We start from the raw sequence: 14,998 nt of genomic DNA on the forward strand, positions 1-14,998 counted from the left end.
GCGAGGTTTCCGGGTCATGCGCGTTCTCTGGACACTGCCCTATCTCCCCTGGCCCACCACCAGTGGCAGCAAGACCCGGCAATACCACCTGCTGCGCGCACTCGCGCAGCAGGGCCACCGGATCACTTTGCTGGTGCAATCGAAAATCCCCTTATGCGATGCTGCCCGCCAAGCCCTCGAGCCCTTGCTCGAACGCCTGATCGTGCTACCCAGACGCCCGCTGCACAGCCCGCTCAACCTGTTTGCATCACCCATCATCGACTACCCGATGCGCGCCATCATCAATGGCCTGGCGCCCAGCTTGCGGCACCAGTTCGAACAGTTGTTAGAAGAGCCTTGGGATGTCATCCAGATCGAACACAGCTACGGTTTCCAGCCTTTTGAAAAAGCACTGCAGGCCCGCGGGCTGCCCTACATGCTCAGTGAACACAACCTCGAATCGGTGACCGGTGCTGCTAGTCATGATCGCCTGCCCGTGTGGCTTCGCCCGCTCAACGCCTTCGACCGATGGCGCTACCGGCGCTGGGAGCAGCGCGTGCTACGCCAACCCACCGAAGTGGTCGCTGTAAGCCCGCATGATGCCGAACTGATCAGCCAGATCAGCGGCCGCCCGGTCAATGTCGTGGTCAATGGCGTCGATTGCGATTACTACCAGAGCGTTCAGCCTGCCCTGCACAGCCAGCGCCTGCTGTTCGTTGGCAATTTCGAGTGCGCTGCCAATTTCGAGGCCATCGAGTGGGCCTTGGAAGAAATCATGCCCCAAGTCTGGCAGGGCAACCCAGCGGTACGGTTGGCCGTCGCCGGGCATGCCTTGCCGGCCAGCTGGAAGTTGCGCTGGAATGACCCACGTATCGAGTGGGTGGGCTACCGCCCCGACCTTCGCGATCTGCAAAGCCGCTGCGCAATGTTCTTGGCACCGCTGTGCTATGCCGGTGGCGCCAAGGTGAAGATCCTCGAAGCCATGGCCGCCGGGCTGCCGGTGATCAGCACCGAGAAAGGGATATCGGGCCTGGCCGCCAACAACGGTGAGCACTACCTGGGCAGTGATGACGGCGACCAATTGGCGCTGATGATCACGCAGCTACTCAACCAACCTTGGCGCATGCGTCAGATGAGTGAAGCGGGCCGCCAGTTCGCGCGTACTCGGCATGACTGGGGCGTGGTCGCCCAGCAGCTTGCAACCGTGCACATGCGCCTTACCCAAGCCGCAACGGCCAACGCTCCACAGGGCCGGTGCGGCTTGCTCGAAGGCTCAGCCGAGTAGCTCACTCAGGGGTATGAACGACACGCTGTCACCGGGCTTGGGGGTCGTGCCCTCGCGCACCTCCACCAATCCATCGGCCCAGGCAGCACTGCGCAGCACGCCGGAGCTCTGGTTCTTGTAGATATGCACCTGACCACCTTCGATGCGCCCGCGTAAGTACTCGCGTCGGGTGCCGGCCTTGGTCCATTGGAACCCAGCAGCTACATCGAAACGCAGCGGCGTAACGTCGCAAACGCCTTGGCGGCGCAGCAGATAGGGCCGTGTCAGCAGACCGAAGGTAACCAGGGTCGAGGCAGGATTGCCGGGTAGGCCGATAACCGGCACACCGCGGTAATGCCCGAAGGTCAGTGGCTTGCCGGGCTTGATCGCCAATTTCCACAAAGCCAGCTCGCCCGCTTCGCGCAGAGCGGCGCCCAGGTAATCGGCCTCACCTACCGATACCCCGCCGGTGGAGAGGATGAGATCGACATCACCCAAGCCCGCCAGGCATGCACGAGTACGCGCCAGGTCATCGGGCAGGATGCCCATGTCCTTCACTTCGCAACCCAGGCGTTGCAACCAACTGACCAGAAGGCGCCGGTTACTGTTGTAGATCTGGCCAGGCCCCAGCGGCAAGCCAGGCTCGACCAGTTCATCGCCAGTGGACAGTACCGCCACTCGCGCCCGCCGCACTACCTGCAACTGCTCGTGGCCCAGGCTCGCCGCCAACCCCAACTCGATGGGCCCAAGCCGGGTTCCTTTGGCCAGCACCTGCTCGCCCTTGCAGGTCTCCTGGCCCTGGGGCCGGACGTTCTGCGCAGGCGCCAGGGCCTGAAGAAAGCGGACCCGGCCGTCTTCCAACGTTTGTGTGTTCTCTTGCATCTCGACACAGTCGGCGCCAGCCGGCATAGGTGCACCGGTGAAAATGCGTGCACAGGTACCTGCCTGCAGCGGCGCTGGAGCATGCCCGGCAAAGATGCGCTGGCTTACAGGAAGAGGCTCACCCTGAAGATCGGCCAGGCGTAGGGCATACCCGTCCATGGCGCTGTTCGGCCACGGCGGCAGGTCAAGGCTGGCCACCAGGTCGCAGGCCAGCACGCGGCCTTCGGCGTGCGCCAATGCTACGCATTCGGTGTCGCTGATCGGCGCAGCTTCGGCCAGCGTCAACAGACGTTCCAGGGCTTGTTCCACCGGCATCAGTGGCTGGGCGGCAGGCACCTCAGCCACGAGGGGCACAGGCCGCTGCCTGTTTCAGGTGGGCGACGAAGTTGCAAGGCCGGTGGCGGGCATCCAGCTGCTCGGCGAGAATCCCGTCCCAACCAGTACGCACGGCATTGGTCGAGCCGGGCAGGCAGCACACCAAGGTGCCATTGGCCAGCCCAGCCAACGCGCGCGACTGCACGGTGGAAGTGCCGATATCGGCCACCGAAATCTGCCGGAACAACTCACCGAACCCTTCGACCTGCTTATCCAGCAAACAAGCGACAGCCTCTGGAGTACTATCACGGCCGGTGAAGCCGGTACCCCCGGTTATCAGTACCACCTGCACGTTTTCGTCAGCGATCCAGGTCGCGACCTGGGCGCGGATCTTGTACAGGTCATCCTTGAGCAGTGCCCGCGCGGCCAGGGTGTGGCCAGCGGCGCTGAGGCGGTCGACGAAGGTTTGCCCGGACGTGTCGGTTTCGAAGGTACGGGTGTCGCTGACCGTCAGCACGGCAATGTTCAGCGCTACGAAGGGGGTATCTGCCTTGGCTTTCATGGGGGTCCGTCGCAGGTTAAAGATGATGGGTGGCAGTTATATCACAGCCTGCTGTGGCGACAGCGCAGGCAGGCACAGGTCAATGTTGCGCACTTGCGGCTATGCTGGAATGTGAAAGGAACTTGCCCGGACGCTTTGCGTCATACAGACATCTTGCACCATCGCACTGGAGAAACACGATGATTCAACGGACCCTTCCCGCCTTCCTGCTTGCCTTGGGCCTCGGCGCCCTCGCTGGCTGTGCATCGCCAACCGTGATCACCCTGAACGACGGTCGCGAAATCCAGGCAGTGGATACCCCCTCCTATGACGAGGACTCCGGTTTCTACGAATTCGAACAGCTTGACGGCAAACGTACGCGCCTGAACAAAGACCAGGTTCGCACCGTCAAGGAGCTTTGATACAGGCCGATTTTTCGGTATTGCCCCCTCGAACGACAAGGGCTTGCACCGGAAAAATCGCTGCAGTAGGATTTTGTTCATCGGAGTGTAGCGCAGCCAGGTAGCGCGTCTCGTTCGGGACGAGAAGGCCGCAGGTTCGAATCCTGTCTCTCCGACCAAAATCATGTCGAAAAGCCCGCTTATGCGGGCTTTTTGTTGTGCATCAGGTCGGGGATTCTATCCCGTACTGAACTGCAGCTGCGCCAGGCGAGCGTACAAAGCATTCTGTTCGATCAACTGCCGGTGCGTACCGACCGCGACCAGCCGCCCTTGGTCGATCACCGCGATCCGATCCGCGTGTTGCACAGTGGCCAAGCGATGGGCGATTACCAGCGTGGTGCGCCCAGCCATCAGCCGTGGCAGCGCTTGCTGGATCAAGTGCTCGCTTTGCGCATCGAGGGCGCTGGTGGCCTCGTCGAGGAGCAGGATCGGTGCATCTACCAACAGAGCGCGGGCGATGGCAAGGCGCTGTTTTTGCCCGCCGGAAAGGCCAATTCCCCCCTCCCCCAGCAACGTCTGGTACCCCTGCGGCAGCTGGCGGATGAACGTGTCGGCATGGGCGCCACGGGCCGCGGCCTCGACCTCGGCCAAGCTCGCCTCGGGCCGGCCATAGCGGATGTTGGCTTCGACCGTACCGCGAAACAGCGCAGGGTTCTGCGCCACAAGGGCGTACTGACCGCGCAGGTGTTCCGGCACCAGCGTGATGATGGGTTGGCCATCGAGCAGGATGCGCCCCTGTTGCGGGTCGTAAAAGCGCAACAGCAGGTCGAACAAGGTTGACTTTCCCGCCCCCGAGGGGCCCACCAGCGCTAGGGTCTGGCCCGGTTCGATGGTGAGGGTGAGGTCATCGATGGCGGCCACCGCAGGCCGCGAGGGGTACGCAAAGGTCAGTTGCTGCAACTCGATGCGGCCGCTGGCACGCGTATTAATCGTGGGCCTCGGCGTTTCTGGGGCGCGGATCGTACTGGTAGCCGCAAGCAGTTCAGCGATGCGCTCGGCTGCACCTGCGGCGCGCTGCAACTCGCCGATCACTTCGCTCAAGGTGCCGAAGGCGCTGCCGACGATCAGACTGTAGAACACGAACGCGGCCAACTCACCGGCCGAAATACGTCCTGCGATCACGTCCATGCCACCTACCCACAGCATCACGCCGACCGCACCCAAGACCAGCACGATCACCAGGGTGATCAGCCAGGCACGCTGGGCTATACGTTGGCGGGCTACGGCAAACGCGGCCTCTACGGTTTCAGCGAACAGTTCACGATCCCGTGCCTGGTGATTGTAGGCCTGCACAGTCTTGATCTGCCCCAAGGTTTCGGCAACGTAACTACCCACATCGGCCACCCGATCCTGGCTCTGGCGCGACAGCCGCCGTACGCGACGGCCGAACAGCAGGATTGGGGCCAGCACCAACGGCAGGGCTACCACGACGATGCTGGTGAGCTTGGGGTTGGTGATGAACAGCAGCACCACACCACCCACAACCATCAGTGCATTACGAAGGAACATCGATAACGACGAGCCAATCACCGATTGCAGCAAGGTGGTGTCGGCAGTCAGCCTGGACTGAATCTCGGAACTGCGGTTCTCTTCGAAAAAACCCGGGTGCAGGCCCACCAGGTGATCGAACACTGCTCTGCGAATGTCGGCCACGCAGCGTTCACCGATCCAAGACACCAGGTAGAAACGGCTGAACGTACCGACCGCGAGCGCCAGTATCAGCAACAGAAACAGCCCGACGGTCTGGTTGAGTTGGTGTGCCGAGCCGGTAATGAAACCTTGGTCGACCAACAGGCGGATGCCCTGCCCGATGGACAAGGTGATGGCCGCAGTAACCACCAGCGCCAGCAACGCCAATAGCGCCCGGCCCCGATAGGGATGCAGGAAACGCCAGGTCAACAGCAAAGCGCGGCGTTGTGATAAGTGAGCCGGATCGGGCATGGCAGGAACCACAGATGACAAGGACATCTGAAGACTACCACTGCATCCACTCTGTAGCGCCTATAGCTCTTCGTTCTAAAACGCCTCTGGAGCTTTGCTGCGGTTTCTGGTGGACTGGACAGCATTAGTGCTCGTTGAATTCTTGCAACGGTCCAGTTTTAGCAAAACGTTAACTTGAGCCTGAAGCTGATGAGGAGATATGCAATGAGTTTGCAACATGGCAGCCAAACGCCGAAAACCCAGAGCAACCACCAGCCTAAACCCTGTGGTTCGATCATCGATGGCCAGGGGCGTGAGGTCGAGATTACCGAGCAGATGATCCAACAAGCTTGCAAGGAGCTTGAACAAAGCCGGGTGAAGAAAGCCCGCCAAGGCTGAAGGATCAGCCCTTTAGTACCCGGTGTTGTCACCTGAAGCTTTTCACTCAGAAACTTTGGGGCTGCGCGACAGCCCCAGCCAGACGAAGTCGGTCTTAAGCGAAGAGCATCAGGGGTTGATGCCGGGTCTTTGATTTGCCAAGCGGGTTGCGCCAGTCAGGATAGAACAGCCCCGAGCGCGTGGACCAGCTGTACCAACTGCGGCGCCTCGCCCCGCACGCGCACTGCCAGCCCTTCGATTTCGCGCCGCGCGGGGTATTGCTTGCGTAACTGATCGAACCCTGCGCGTTGTTTGGCCGCATCGTCGCTTAAGCTGCGGCGCAAATCGGCGTCATCACGACGAGGGTCGTACACGGCCCGACAGAGCGTCGCCAAGGCCCAATCGGGGTCTGCGCTGCCATCGATTTCAATGTGCGCCAATGGCGATGGTGGCAGCAGGTCGGCCAGGCGTACTTTCTGGGCCTCACCCAGGAAGTTGCACAGGGCTTGATAGATCTGCGCCGTACCGCGTTGACGGCCATCCAGGCTGTAGCCGGCGATGTGGGGCGTGGCCAAGGTGCATAAGTCTGCCAACTCCAGGTCTACCTGCGGCTCGCCCTCCCAAACGTCCAGCACGGCATGCACGTCCGGGCGATCGAGCAGCAGTTCCCGCAGCGCCGCGTTATCCACCACGGCCCCGCGGCTGGCATTGATCAGCCAGGCGCCGGAGCGTAGTTGAGCAAGCTGTGGTTGACCCAGCAAGTGCCAGGTCGGATGCTCACCGCCACGTTGCAGCGGAGTATGCAGGCTGATCACATCGGATTGTTCGAGAAGGGTCGCCAAACTGACGAAATCGCCGCCCTCGGTGGCTTGGCGCAATGGGTCGCAGACCAGCACCTTCCACCCCAGGCCGCGCAGCACACGTACCAACCGCCCACCCACCTCGCCGGCGCCGACCACGCCGTAGGTGCGTTGGGACAATGCCACGCCGTCCAGCTCGGCCAGAGTGAGCAGGCTACCCAGCACGTAATCGACCACCCCGCGGGCGTTGCAACCCGGGGCACTGCTCCAGTGGATGCCCGCGTGGGCGAAATAGTCCAGGTCCAGGTGGTCGGTGCCGATGGTGCAGGTACCGACGAAGCGCACCTTGCTACCTTCGAGCAGTTGACGGTCGACCTTGGTCACCGAACGCACCAGCAGCACATCGGCGTCCTTAACGCTGGCAGCGTCGAGGCTGCGGCCGGGATAACGGCGAATCTCGCCGAAGCCTTCGAAAAAGGCATCGAGTAGCGGGATATTCTCGTCGGCAACTATCAGCATGGCGCTCTCCTGTCTGGGGAGCGCAGTGTAGGCGCTACGCGAGGCGTGTTCCAGCGCGGCTCAGTCGGCCTTCTTGCGGATCCAGTACAGGTACGTACCTGCCTCTTCATGCTGCTGAAGTAATTCGTGGCCCAAAAAGTTGCAGAACTTGGGTATGTCACGACGGGTCGACGGATCGGTAGCGATGACCTTGAGCAGGCCGCCAGCGGCCAGGTTACGCACGTGCTGGTGCAGCATCATTACTGGCTCCGGGCAGTTCAGGCCGGTGGCGTCGAGGATGGCATCGGGGGTGAAATCGGTCATGGAGGGCTCCGCAAATGATCGCTATTGTGGCGCATAGGGCCGCCAGGACCAATAGCCAGTCATGTAACCGCTCTTGGAACTGCTGGTGTTTTGCTTAAGCTCAAGTACGCGGTAATTCAGCAAACGCCAAATGCGACTTCAGCAGGCCAAGCGCAGGCCTCTTGAAGTCGCAATCTGAGTCGCCAGGGCAATCGCGCGCTTGCTAGCACAAGCAAAAAATGGAGCAGTTGAATCAACGTTGCTTGATGTCCAACCTGCGCAGGTGGCACGTGACTTCTTCGCGGTCGTGATACAGCTGCTTGCAGGCAATCGATACCTTGACCTTGCGCGCTTTGAAGGTTGCTTGCATGCGGTCAAGCAAGCGCCGTACCTCAGCATAGCGCTGCTTCATCGGCAACTTCAGGTTGACCACTGCCTCCCGGCAGAGCCCATCACCTAGCCAGGTCTCGATCAACGAAGCGGTGCGGGCCGGCTTTTCGACGATGTCGCAGACCATCCAGTCCACCGGCCGCTTCGGCTGCCAGGTGAAACCATCGGCCATCAAGTGCTGTACCAGCCCAGTGTCCATCAGGCTTTCGGCCATCGGTCCATTGTCGATGGCCGTCACCAGCATGCCACGGCGCACCAACTGGTAAGTCCAGCCACCCGGCGAAGCGCCAAGGTCGACCCCGGTCATGTCGTCATTCAGGCGCTGTTCCCACTGATCACGTGGGATGAATTGGTGCCAGGCCTCTTCCAGCTTCAGCGTCGAGCGGCTAGGTGCCTCGCGCGGGAACTTCAGGCGCGGGATACCCATTGGCCAGAGTGCGCAGTTGTTCGCCTCGGCTACGCCAACGAACACGCGGCGGCCGCTGATGAACGTCAGCAACAGGCGCGGCAGGCTTGGGTTATCGACCAGGCGGCCTGCCTTTTCCAAGGCCTTGCGCAGCGGTGCCTCGAACTTGCGGCAGAAGGTAGACAGTTCCTTGCCATCATTGCTGTCCAGCACCTCCAGCCACAGGCTGCCGAAGACTGCGGGCCCGGCCAGATGCTCCAGCAGCACGCTGATGCGATCGGTTTCTGGTAGCTCGATGAAGCTGCCACGCGCCCACTGGCGCGGGAAGATCAGTTGGGCAAAGCGCAGGTGGGCCATCAGGCGTTCAGCCCCATCGGCCTCGGCACAGACGAACTCGGCACAAGCGCTCTGCGGCTTGCCCTTTGCATAGCCGGCCACACCCAGCAAGGCGGCATGTTCGCTAATCTCGGCGCAGACCTCACCCTCGAAACCGGGCCGGCAATGCATGAACAGGGTATTCATCTCTCACTCCACAACGGCGGGCGCACCACAGGCGCCGGCAGGGCGGCGATGATAAAGGAAGATCGGAACCAGCGACATGCCCCGCCGGTCCAGAAAAGAGTCAGGGGCACCAAACGGGGCTAACCTGACCTTTCAGCCAGGCCCGTGCCGTGCGGGCCGAAACAGCGCGGTAGCACCGGCAAATACCCCGTGATGCCGGGCACCGCCGCACAAGGAGTTGGCAATGCCCTCGCTAGATAGCCTGAACACCCTCAAGACCCTCCAGGTGGCTGACCGCACCTATCACTACTACAGCCTCGCCCAAGCCAGCCAGCAGCTTGGCGACCTGCAGCGCCTGCCCATGTCGCTCAAGGTCCTGCTGGAGAACCTGCTGCGCTGGGAGGACGGCAAAACCGTCAGCACCGACGACTTGCACGCCCTTGCAGGCTGGTTGCAGGAGCGTCGCTCAGACCGCGAGATTCAGTACCGCCCGGCGCGGGTACTGATGCAAGACTTCACAGGTGTGCCGGCCGTGGTCGACCTGGCCGCGATGCGTGCCGCCATGGCCAAAGCCGGCGGCGACCCGCAGCGGATCAACCCATTGTCGCCAGTGGACTTGGTGATCGACCACTCGGTGATGGTCGACCGCTACGCCACACCACAAGCCTTTACCGAAAACGTTGACATCGAAATGCAGCGTAATGGCGAGCGTTATGCGTTCCTGCGCTGGGGCCAGAGCGCATTCGACAACTTCCGGGTAGTGCCGCCAGGTACTGGCATCTGCCATCAGGTCAACCTTGAATATCTTGGGCGCACGGTGTGGACCGCTGAAACCGATGGTCGCACCTACGCCTTCCCGGACACCTTGGTCGGCACCGATTCGCACACCACCATGATCAACGGCCTCGGCGTGCTCGGCTGGGGCGTGGGGGGCATCGAGGCGGAGGCGGCCATGCTTGGCCAGCCAGTGTCGATGCTCATCCCTGAAGTGATCGGCTTCAAACTGACCGGTAAGCTGCGCGAAGGGATCACCGCCACCGACCTGGTTCTGACCGTGACCCAAATGCTGCGCAAGAAAGGCGTAGTGGGCAAGTTCGTCGAGTTCTACGGTGATGGCCTGGCCGATCTGCCGTTGGCCGACCGCGCGACCCTCGCCAATATGGCCCCGGAGTATGGGGCGACTTGTGGCTTTTTCCCGGTCGACGAAGTAACCCTACAATACCTGCGCCTGTCCGGCCGCCCGCACGAAGCGGTGCAACTGGTCGAACAGTACTGCAAAGCCCAGGGGCTATGGCGCGAGCCAGGCCAGGAGCCGCTGTTCAGCGACACCCTCGCCTTGGACATGCATGACGTGGAGGCCAGCCTGGCCGGGCCTAAGCGGCCACAGGATCGTGTGGCCCTCGGCCAGGTGGGTCAGGCCTTCGACCACTTCATCGAGCTGCAGCCCAAGCCGCTGGCCAAGGAAGTGGGCCGCCTAGAGAGTGAGGGCGGCGGCGGCGTGGCCGTCGGCAACGCCGACCAGGCGGGCGAAATCGAATATAGCCATGCAGGTCAAACCTATACCCTGCGCGATGGCGCCGTGGTCATTGCCGCAATCACCTCCTGCACCAACACTTCCAACCCCAGCGTAATGATGGCGGCGGGGCTGGTAGCAAAAAAAGCACTGGAAAAAGGCCTGCAACGCAAACCCTGGGTCAAAAGCTCGCTGGCACCCGGCTCGAAGGTTGTGACCGACTACTATGAAGCCGCTGGGCTGACCCCCTACCTCGACCAATTGGGCTTTGACCTGGTCGGCTACGGTTGCACCACTTGCATCGGCAACTCCGGGCCGCTGGACGAGGCGATCGAGAAAGCTGTCGCCGGTGCCGACCTCACCGTGGCCTCGGTGCTCTCGGGCAACCGCAACTTCGAAGGGCGCGTACACCCGCTGGTCAAGACCAACTGGCTGGCATCGCCACCGCTGGTGGTCGCCTACGCGCTGGCGGGCACCGTGCGCACTGACCTGACCAAAGACCCACTGGGCACCGGCAAGGATGGCCAGCCGGTATACCTGCGCGATATCTGGCCCAGCCAGCAGGAAATCGCTGACGCCGTGGCCAAAGTCGACACCGCAATGTTCCACAAGGAATACGCAGAGGTCTTCGCCGGCGATGCCCAATGGCAGGCCATCGAGGTGCCCGAGGCGGCAACCTACGTGTGGCAGGACGACTCTACCTACATCCAGCACCCACCGTTTTTCGATGACATCGGCGGGCCTTTACCCGACATCAAGGATATTCAGGGTGCCAGGATTCTTGCCGTGCTCGGCGACTCGGTCACCACTGACCATATCTCCCCGGCAGGCAACATCAAGGCTGACAGCCCTGCCGGCCATTACCTGCGCAGCAAAGGTGTGGAGCCCCGGGATTTCAATTCCTACGGCTCGCGGCGCGGTAACCATGAAGTGATGATGCGCGGCACCTTCGCCAATATCCGCATCCGCAATGAGATGCTCGGTGGCGAAGAAGGCGGTAACACTGTGCACGTTCCCAGTGGCGAGAAGCTTTCGATCTTCGACGCCGCCATGCGCTATCAAGCCGAAGGTACACCCCTGGTGGTGATCGCAGGCCAGGAATACGGCACCGGCTCCAGCCGCGACTGGGCAGCCAAAGGCACCAATTTACTGGGGGTCAAGGCGGTGTTGGCGGAGAGTTTCGAACGTATCCACCGCTCCAACCTAGTGGGCATGGGCGTGCTCCCGCTGCAGTTCAAGGCCGGGCAAGATCGCAAGCAACTGGGGCTGACAGGCAAAGAGCAAGTTGACCTGCTGGGGCTGACCGGGGCGCAACTCAAGCCCGGCATGAGCCTGCCGCTGCGCATTACCCGAGAGGATGGCCAGCAAGTGCAGATTGAGGTGCTGTGCCGTATCGATACCCTCAATGAAGTGGAATACTTCAAAGCCGGAGGAATTCTGCACTACGTGTTGCGGCAAATGATCAGCAGCTGATTGTCTGCCAATCTGCCAGCCAGTGAAGATCGAACGCCGCCCCAGCGGCGCTCGATCCTTCAGCATCGTGGCGATGTATTCTGCTGTCCATGCTCCGCACTCACTATCGCACCTGCCATAGTGGCTAACTGCTATAAATCAAGTAAATCAAATATTCATTCAATAAAACCGGTGGCTTGCCGATATCTGTCCAAAGCCTCACGGACTATTCAGCTCATGCGCAACAACCAGCCGGTTACCCAAAGGGAACGGACTTTCCCTGCCCAACAGCGGTTGATCTCCACCACCAATGCCAAAGGTGTGATCACTTACTGCAACGATGCCTTCGTCGAGATCAGCGGCTTCACTCGCGATGAGCTGCTGGGTGCTCCCCACAACCTGGTACGCCATCCCGACGTGCCTACGGCTGTGTTCGCCCATATGTGGCAAACGCTCAAGCAAGGCTTGCCATGGATGGGTATCGTCAAGAATCGCTGCAAATCCGGCGACCATTATTGGGTCAATGCCTACGTCACCCCGATTTTCGAAAACAACCAAGTCGTTGGCTTCGAGTCGGTGCGGGTCAAGCCCAGCGCCGAACAGATCCGCCGCGCTGAAGCTCTGTACCAGCGCCTGAACGATGGCAAAACTGCCATCCCCCGTCGTGACCGCTGGTTGCCGGTGCTGCAGGACTGGCTGCCGTTCATTCTGATCAGCCAGGTCGGTTTCCTGATCGGCAACTGGCTTGGCCATTCCTGGGGCTTTGCCTTGGCTGCCGGGCTTTCTGTACCGCTGGGCCTGCTTGGCCTTGGCTGGCAGCAACGTGGCCTCAAACGCCTGCTGCGTCTGGCCGAACAGACCACCTCAGACCCACTGATCGCGCAGATGTACACCGATAGCCGTGGGGTACAGGCACGCCTGGAGATGGCCATGCTCAGCCAGGACGCGCGCATGAAAACCTGCCTGACTCGCCTGCAGGATAGCGCCGAGCATCTCAGTGACCAGGCACGCCAGTCCGATGTTCTGGCGCACAAGAGCTCATCGGGCCTGGAGCGACAGCGCGTGGAGACCGAACAGGTCGCCACCGCCGTCAACCAAATGGCCGCCACCACTCAGGAGGTGGCGAACCACGTGCAGCGCGCCGCTGACGCGACCCAGCAAGCCAACCGCCTTACCAGCCAGGGCCGGCAGATCGCCGGTGAAACTCGCGAAGCCATCGAGCGTCTGTCCACGTCTGTGGGCGAAACCGGCCAGACCGTGACCCAACTGGCAAAGGACAGCGACGAAATCGGCGGCGTGGTCGATGTGATCAAAGGCATCGCCGACCAAACCAACCTGCTGGCACTCAACGCAGCCATCGAAGCGGCCCGCGCCGGCGAGATGGGCCGTGGGTTTGCCGTGGTTGCCGACGAAGTCCGTCAGCTGGCCCAGCGCACTGCCGAATCGACCGGGCAGATCCACGGCCTTATCGCCAAACTGCAGCAGACGGCCAACAATGCCGTGCTCACCATGGAAGCCGGCCACCGCCAGGCCCAGGAAGGCGTGGACCGGGTCATGCAAGCGGACCAGGCATTGGTAGGCATCAGCGAGGCGGTGGCCAATATCACTGACATGGCTACCCAGATTGCCGCCGCGACCGAAGAGCAGACTGCAGTAGCTGACGAGATCAGCCGCAACATCAGCACCATCGCAGAACTGGCCGACCAGACCGCCGAGCAGGCGCAGCATTCGGCGCAGCTTAGCGAGGAACTGACGAGCACAGCCGGAACCCAGTATTCGCTGGTGGAGCGTTTCAACCGCTGACCGATTGCCAGCGCAGCACCCTCAAGAGCGGCCTCGCCTAGCCGACCGCCGCTTTTGGTGGGTACACCAGATGCCTCACCAATCCAGCGATAGCTGGCTCTGGAAGTCACGCTGCTCGCCGGTCAATGGGTCTGCAAAGCACAAGCGCTGAGCCAGCAGCTTCAATGGCCGCTGGTAATCATCGTCTTCCTTAAGCAATTGCGGATAAAACGGATCATTGCAGATGCCCGCCCCCAAGGCGGCCATGTGCACGCGCAACTGGTGGGTCTTGCCGGTCACTGGCGACAAACCGTAGCGCCAAAGCTCGCCATTTTTTTCCAGCACCTTGGCTAGGGTTTCGCTGTTCGCCTGCCCTGGCACTTCATGCATGCGGAAGAAGGGTTCGCCATGCTCCAGACGGCTTTTGTGTATCAAGGGGAAGGTATGCTGCGGCAAGGCAGCAGCGATGGCCTGATAATGCTTGTCGATACGACGCTCCGGGAACAAGCGCTGATAAGCACTGCGTGTCTGCGGGTTGGCGGAGAACAGCACAAGGCCGGCCGTATGCCGATCGATGCGGTGCAACGGCACAAGGTGCGGGTTACCTAGCCGACGGATCAGGCGGCGCAGCAGGGTTTGCTCAACGTACTCACCGGTTGGTGTCACCGGTAGAAAGTGCGGTTTATCGGCCACTACCAGGTGCTCATCGACATGCAGGATGGTTTCCTGCACCGGGATCGGCCGCTCGTTCGGCACTTCGCGAAAATAGTGAATGCGCATCCCACGACGGTATGGCAACTCGGCCGCGATCGGCCTGCCCTGGGCATCTAATACGCGGCCACGGGTAAAACGGTCGAGCCACTGAGCGCGCTCGATAGCCTTGAAATGGTCGCACAGGCAGTCGAGCACCGTGGCCCAATTCCCAGGCGGAAGGCAGACGGTACTGGCTTGCTGTTGAGCGGGGTCGAAAGGCGGGGTCATGGCAAGGCTCAAGCGTCAAAGCTGGCCATTATCCCCCAAGGTCGGGGCCTCAACCAGTCACAACTGCCGCTTCGCTGTGCGCCTTCAACCAGCGCAGTACCTGTACGGCTTCCCAACGGCCAGGGTCATAGAGTGCGTAGACCAAGCCTTGATACCCCACAACATCCAACCCTCGGTGGTAACCAGCGCGCTGGAACAGCGCCTCGATTTCGGCGAAGCAGGTATTGAAATGCACCTTGCCGAATGGCGTGCGGTCACCTGTGACCAAGCCTTCGAGGCGCAATTCCAGCATTGCGTCATACACCCGCTCCACTGGCATGCGGTTGACGCTGTACTTGAGTTGCTCGACGTTGAGCATGAGATCACCTTAACACTGTATTTATATACAGCATACGGAGGGTGAGGCAGCGCCGTCAATCGACCTAGGATCTAATGCAGGCCCTGCAGGTAACCGGTTCCTTTGCGGATGGTCAGCACTTGGCGACGAGGCGCGGCCAGACTGACTGACAGATGCACCCAACTATCGAACTCCAGGATCAGTTGGTCGAATGCCACGCCACTTTCGCTCACCCGGCGTACCACCTCGCGATTGTCGACATCGAAGACGGTGAAGTCGGCAGCCAGGCCAGTGA

At 61.5% G+C, this 14,998-nt stretch carries 13 protein-coding genes, 1 tRNA gene and 1 pseudogene; 6 read left to right on the top strand and 9 right to left on the bottom strand.

The window, feature by feature from the left end:
- Nucleotides 1-16 precede the first annotated feature (16 nt).
- The gene (locus J5M56_RS02965) at nucleotides 17-1,264 is read left to right on the top strand and encodes a glycosyltransferase family 4 protein (protein ID WP_207869621.1); all 1,248 of its coding nucleotides are present in this window, start codon (nucleotides 17-19) and stop codon (nucleotides 1,262-1,264) included.
- On the opposite strand, the gene glp is transcribed toward J5M56_RS02965, so the two are convergent.
- Together glp and moaB are read right to left on the bottom strand one after the other, a co-directional pair.
- Entirely contained in the window at nucleotides 1,253-2,479 is a 1,227-nt protein-coding gene (gene glp / locus J5M56_RS02970; protein ID WP_186476724.1) for a gephyrin-like molybdotransferase Glp, read from the bottom strand. The genes J5M56_RS02965 and glp overlap by 12 nt on opposite strands.
- The gene (moaB, locus tag J5M56_RS02975; protein ID WP_060476640.1) at nucleotides 2,463-3,002 is read right to left on the bottom strand and encodes a molybdenum cofactor biosynthesis protein B; all 540 of its coding nucleotides are present in this window, start codon (nucleotides 3,000-3,002) and stop codon (nucleotides 2,463-2,465) included. Before moaB ends, glp begins: the two co-directional genes overlap by 17 nt.
- Before the next feature lie 179 nt (nucleotides 3,003-3,181).
- Between moaB and J5M56_RS02980 the strand changes: the two genes are divergently transcribed.
- Together J5M56_RS02980 and J5M56_RS02985 are read left to right on the top strand one after the other, a co-directional pair.
- Nucleotides 3,182-3,403 carry a YgdI/YgdR family lipoprotein gene (locus J5M56_RS02980; RefSeq protein WP_054903110.1) on the top strand — a complete coding sequence of 74 codons (222 nt, stop codon included), beginning with the start codon at nucleotides 3,182-3,184 and terminating at the stop codon, nucleotides 3,401-3,403.
- 81 nt (nucleotides 3,404-3,484) lie between these two features.
- Nucleotides 3,485-3,561 (top strand) — tRNA-Pro (locus J5M56_RS02985).
- Between the two features lie 58 nt (nucleotides 3,562-3,619).
- Here J5M56_RS02985 and J5M56_RS02990 read toward each other — a convergent pair.
- Nucleotides 3,620-5,383: an ABC transporter transmembrane domain-containing protein gene (locus J5M56_RS02990; protein WP_207869623.1), complete on the bottom strand. Its 1,764-nt coding sequence runs from the start codon at nucleotides 5,381-5,383 to the stop codon at nucleotides 3,620-3,622.
- A gap of 204 nt (nucleotides 5,384-5,587) precedes the next feature.
- Between J5M56_RS02990 and J5M56_RS02995 the strand changes: the two genes are divergently transcribed.
- Complete coding sequence (locus J5M56_RS02995) at nucleotides 5,588-5,761, top strand: PA1571 family protein (RefSeq protein WP_207869625.1); 174 nt, start codon at nucleotides 5,588-5,590, stop codon at nucleotides 5,759-5,761.
- A 155-nt stretch (nucleotides 5,762-5,916) separates the two neighbouring features.
- Here the strand turns inward: J5M56_RS02995 and pdxB are convergent, their stop codons facing one another.
- The 3 genes from pdxB to rlmM form a co-directional block, all read right to left on the bottom strand.
- Complete coding sequence (gene pdxB / locus J5M56_RS03000) at nucleotides 5,917-7,059, bottom strand: 4-phosphoerythronate dehydrogenase PdxB (protein WP_186476721.1); 1,143 nt, start codon at nucleotides 7,057-7,059, stop codon at nucleotides 5,917-5,919.
- Nucleotides 7,060-7,119: 60 nt separating this feature from the next.
- Nucleotides 7,120-7,362 carry a sulfurtransferase TusA gene (gene tusA, locus J5M56_RS03005; RefSeq protein WP_060476637.1) on the bottom strand — a complete coding sequence of 81 codons (243 nt, stop codon included), beginning with the start codon at nucleotides 7,360-7,362 and terminating at the stop codon, nucleotides 7,120-7,122.
- Between the two features lie 232 nt (nucleotides 7,363-7,594).
- Nucleotides 7,595-8,659, bottom strand: a complete 1,065-nt coding sequence (rlmM, locus tag J5M56_RS03010) for a 23S rRNA (cytidine(2498)-2'-O)-methyltransferase RlmM (protein WP_186476720.1) — start codon at nucleotides 8,657-8,659, stop codon at nucleotides 7,595-7,597.
- 223 nt (nucleotides 8,660-8,882) lie between these two features.
- Between rlmM and acnA the strand changes: the two genes are divergently transcribed.
- Together acnA and J5M56_RS03020 are read left to right on the top strand one after the other, a co-directional pair.
- Nucleotides 8,883-11,624 (top strand): aconitate hydratase AcnA, encoded by a 2,742-nt coding sequence (gene acnA, locus J5M56_RS03015; protein WP_186476719.1) that lies wholly within the window; start codon nucleotides 8,883-8,885, stop codon nucleotides 11,622-11,624.
- A gap of 216 nt (nucleotides 11,625-11,840) precedes the next feature.
- A complete protein-coding gene (locus J5M56_RS03020; protein WP_060476634.1) occupies nucleotides 11,841-13,406 on the top strand; it encodes a PAS domain-containing methyl-accepting chemotaxis protein in 1,566 nt (521 codons plus the stop codon).
- A 75-nt stretch (nucleotides 13,407-13,481) separates the two neighbouring features.
- Here the strand turns inward: J5M56_RS03020 and J5M56_RS03025 are convergent, their stop codons facing one another.
- The 3 genes and pseudogenes from J5M56_RS03025 to J5M56_RS03035 all read right to left on the bottom strand — a co-directional run.
- Nucleotides 13,482-14,366 carry a pseudouridine synthase gene (locus tag J5M56_RS03025; protein WP_060476633.1) on the bottom strand — a complete coding sequence of 295 codons (885 nt, stop codon included), beginning with the start codon at nucleotides 14,364-14,366 and terminating at the stop codon, nucleotides 13,482-13,484.
- A gap of 49 nt (nucleotides 14,367-14,415) precedes the next feature.
- Entirely contained in the window at nucleotides 14,416-14,724 is a 309-nt protein-coding gene (locus J5M56_RS03030) for a transcriptional regulator (protein WP_186476718.1), read from the bottom strand.
- Nucleotides 14,725-14,795: 71 nt separating this feature from the next.
- A pseudogene (locus J5M56_RS03035) lies at nucleotides 14,796-14,998 on the bottom strand (peptidase M15); the annotation flags it as partial.

This window comes from Pseudomonas sp. 51_B (assembly GCF_017491595.1).
GTDB classification, from domain to species: Bacteria; Pseudomonadota; Gammaproteobacteria; order Pseudomonadales; family Pseudomonadaceae; genus Aquipseudomonas; species Aquipseudomonas promysalinigenes.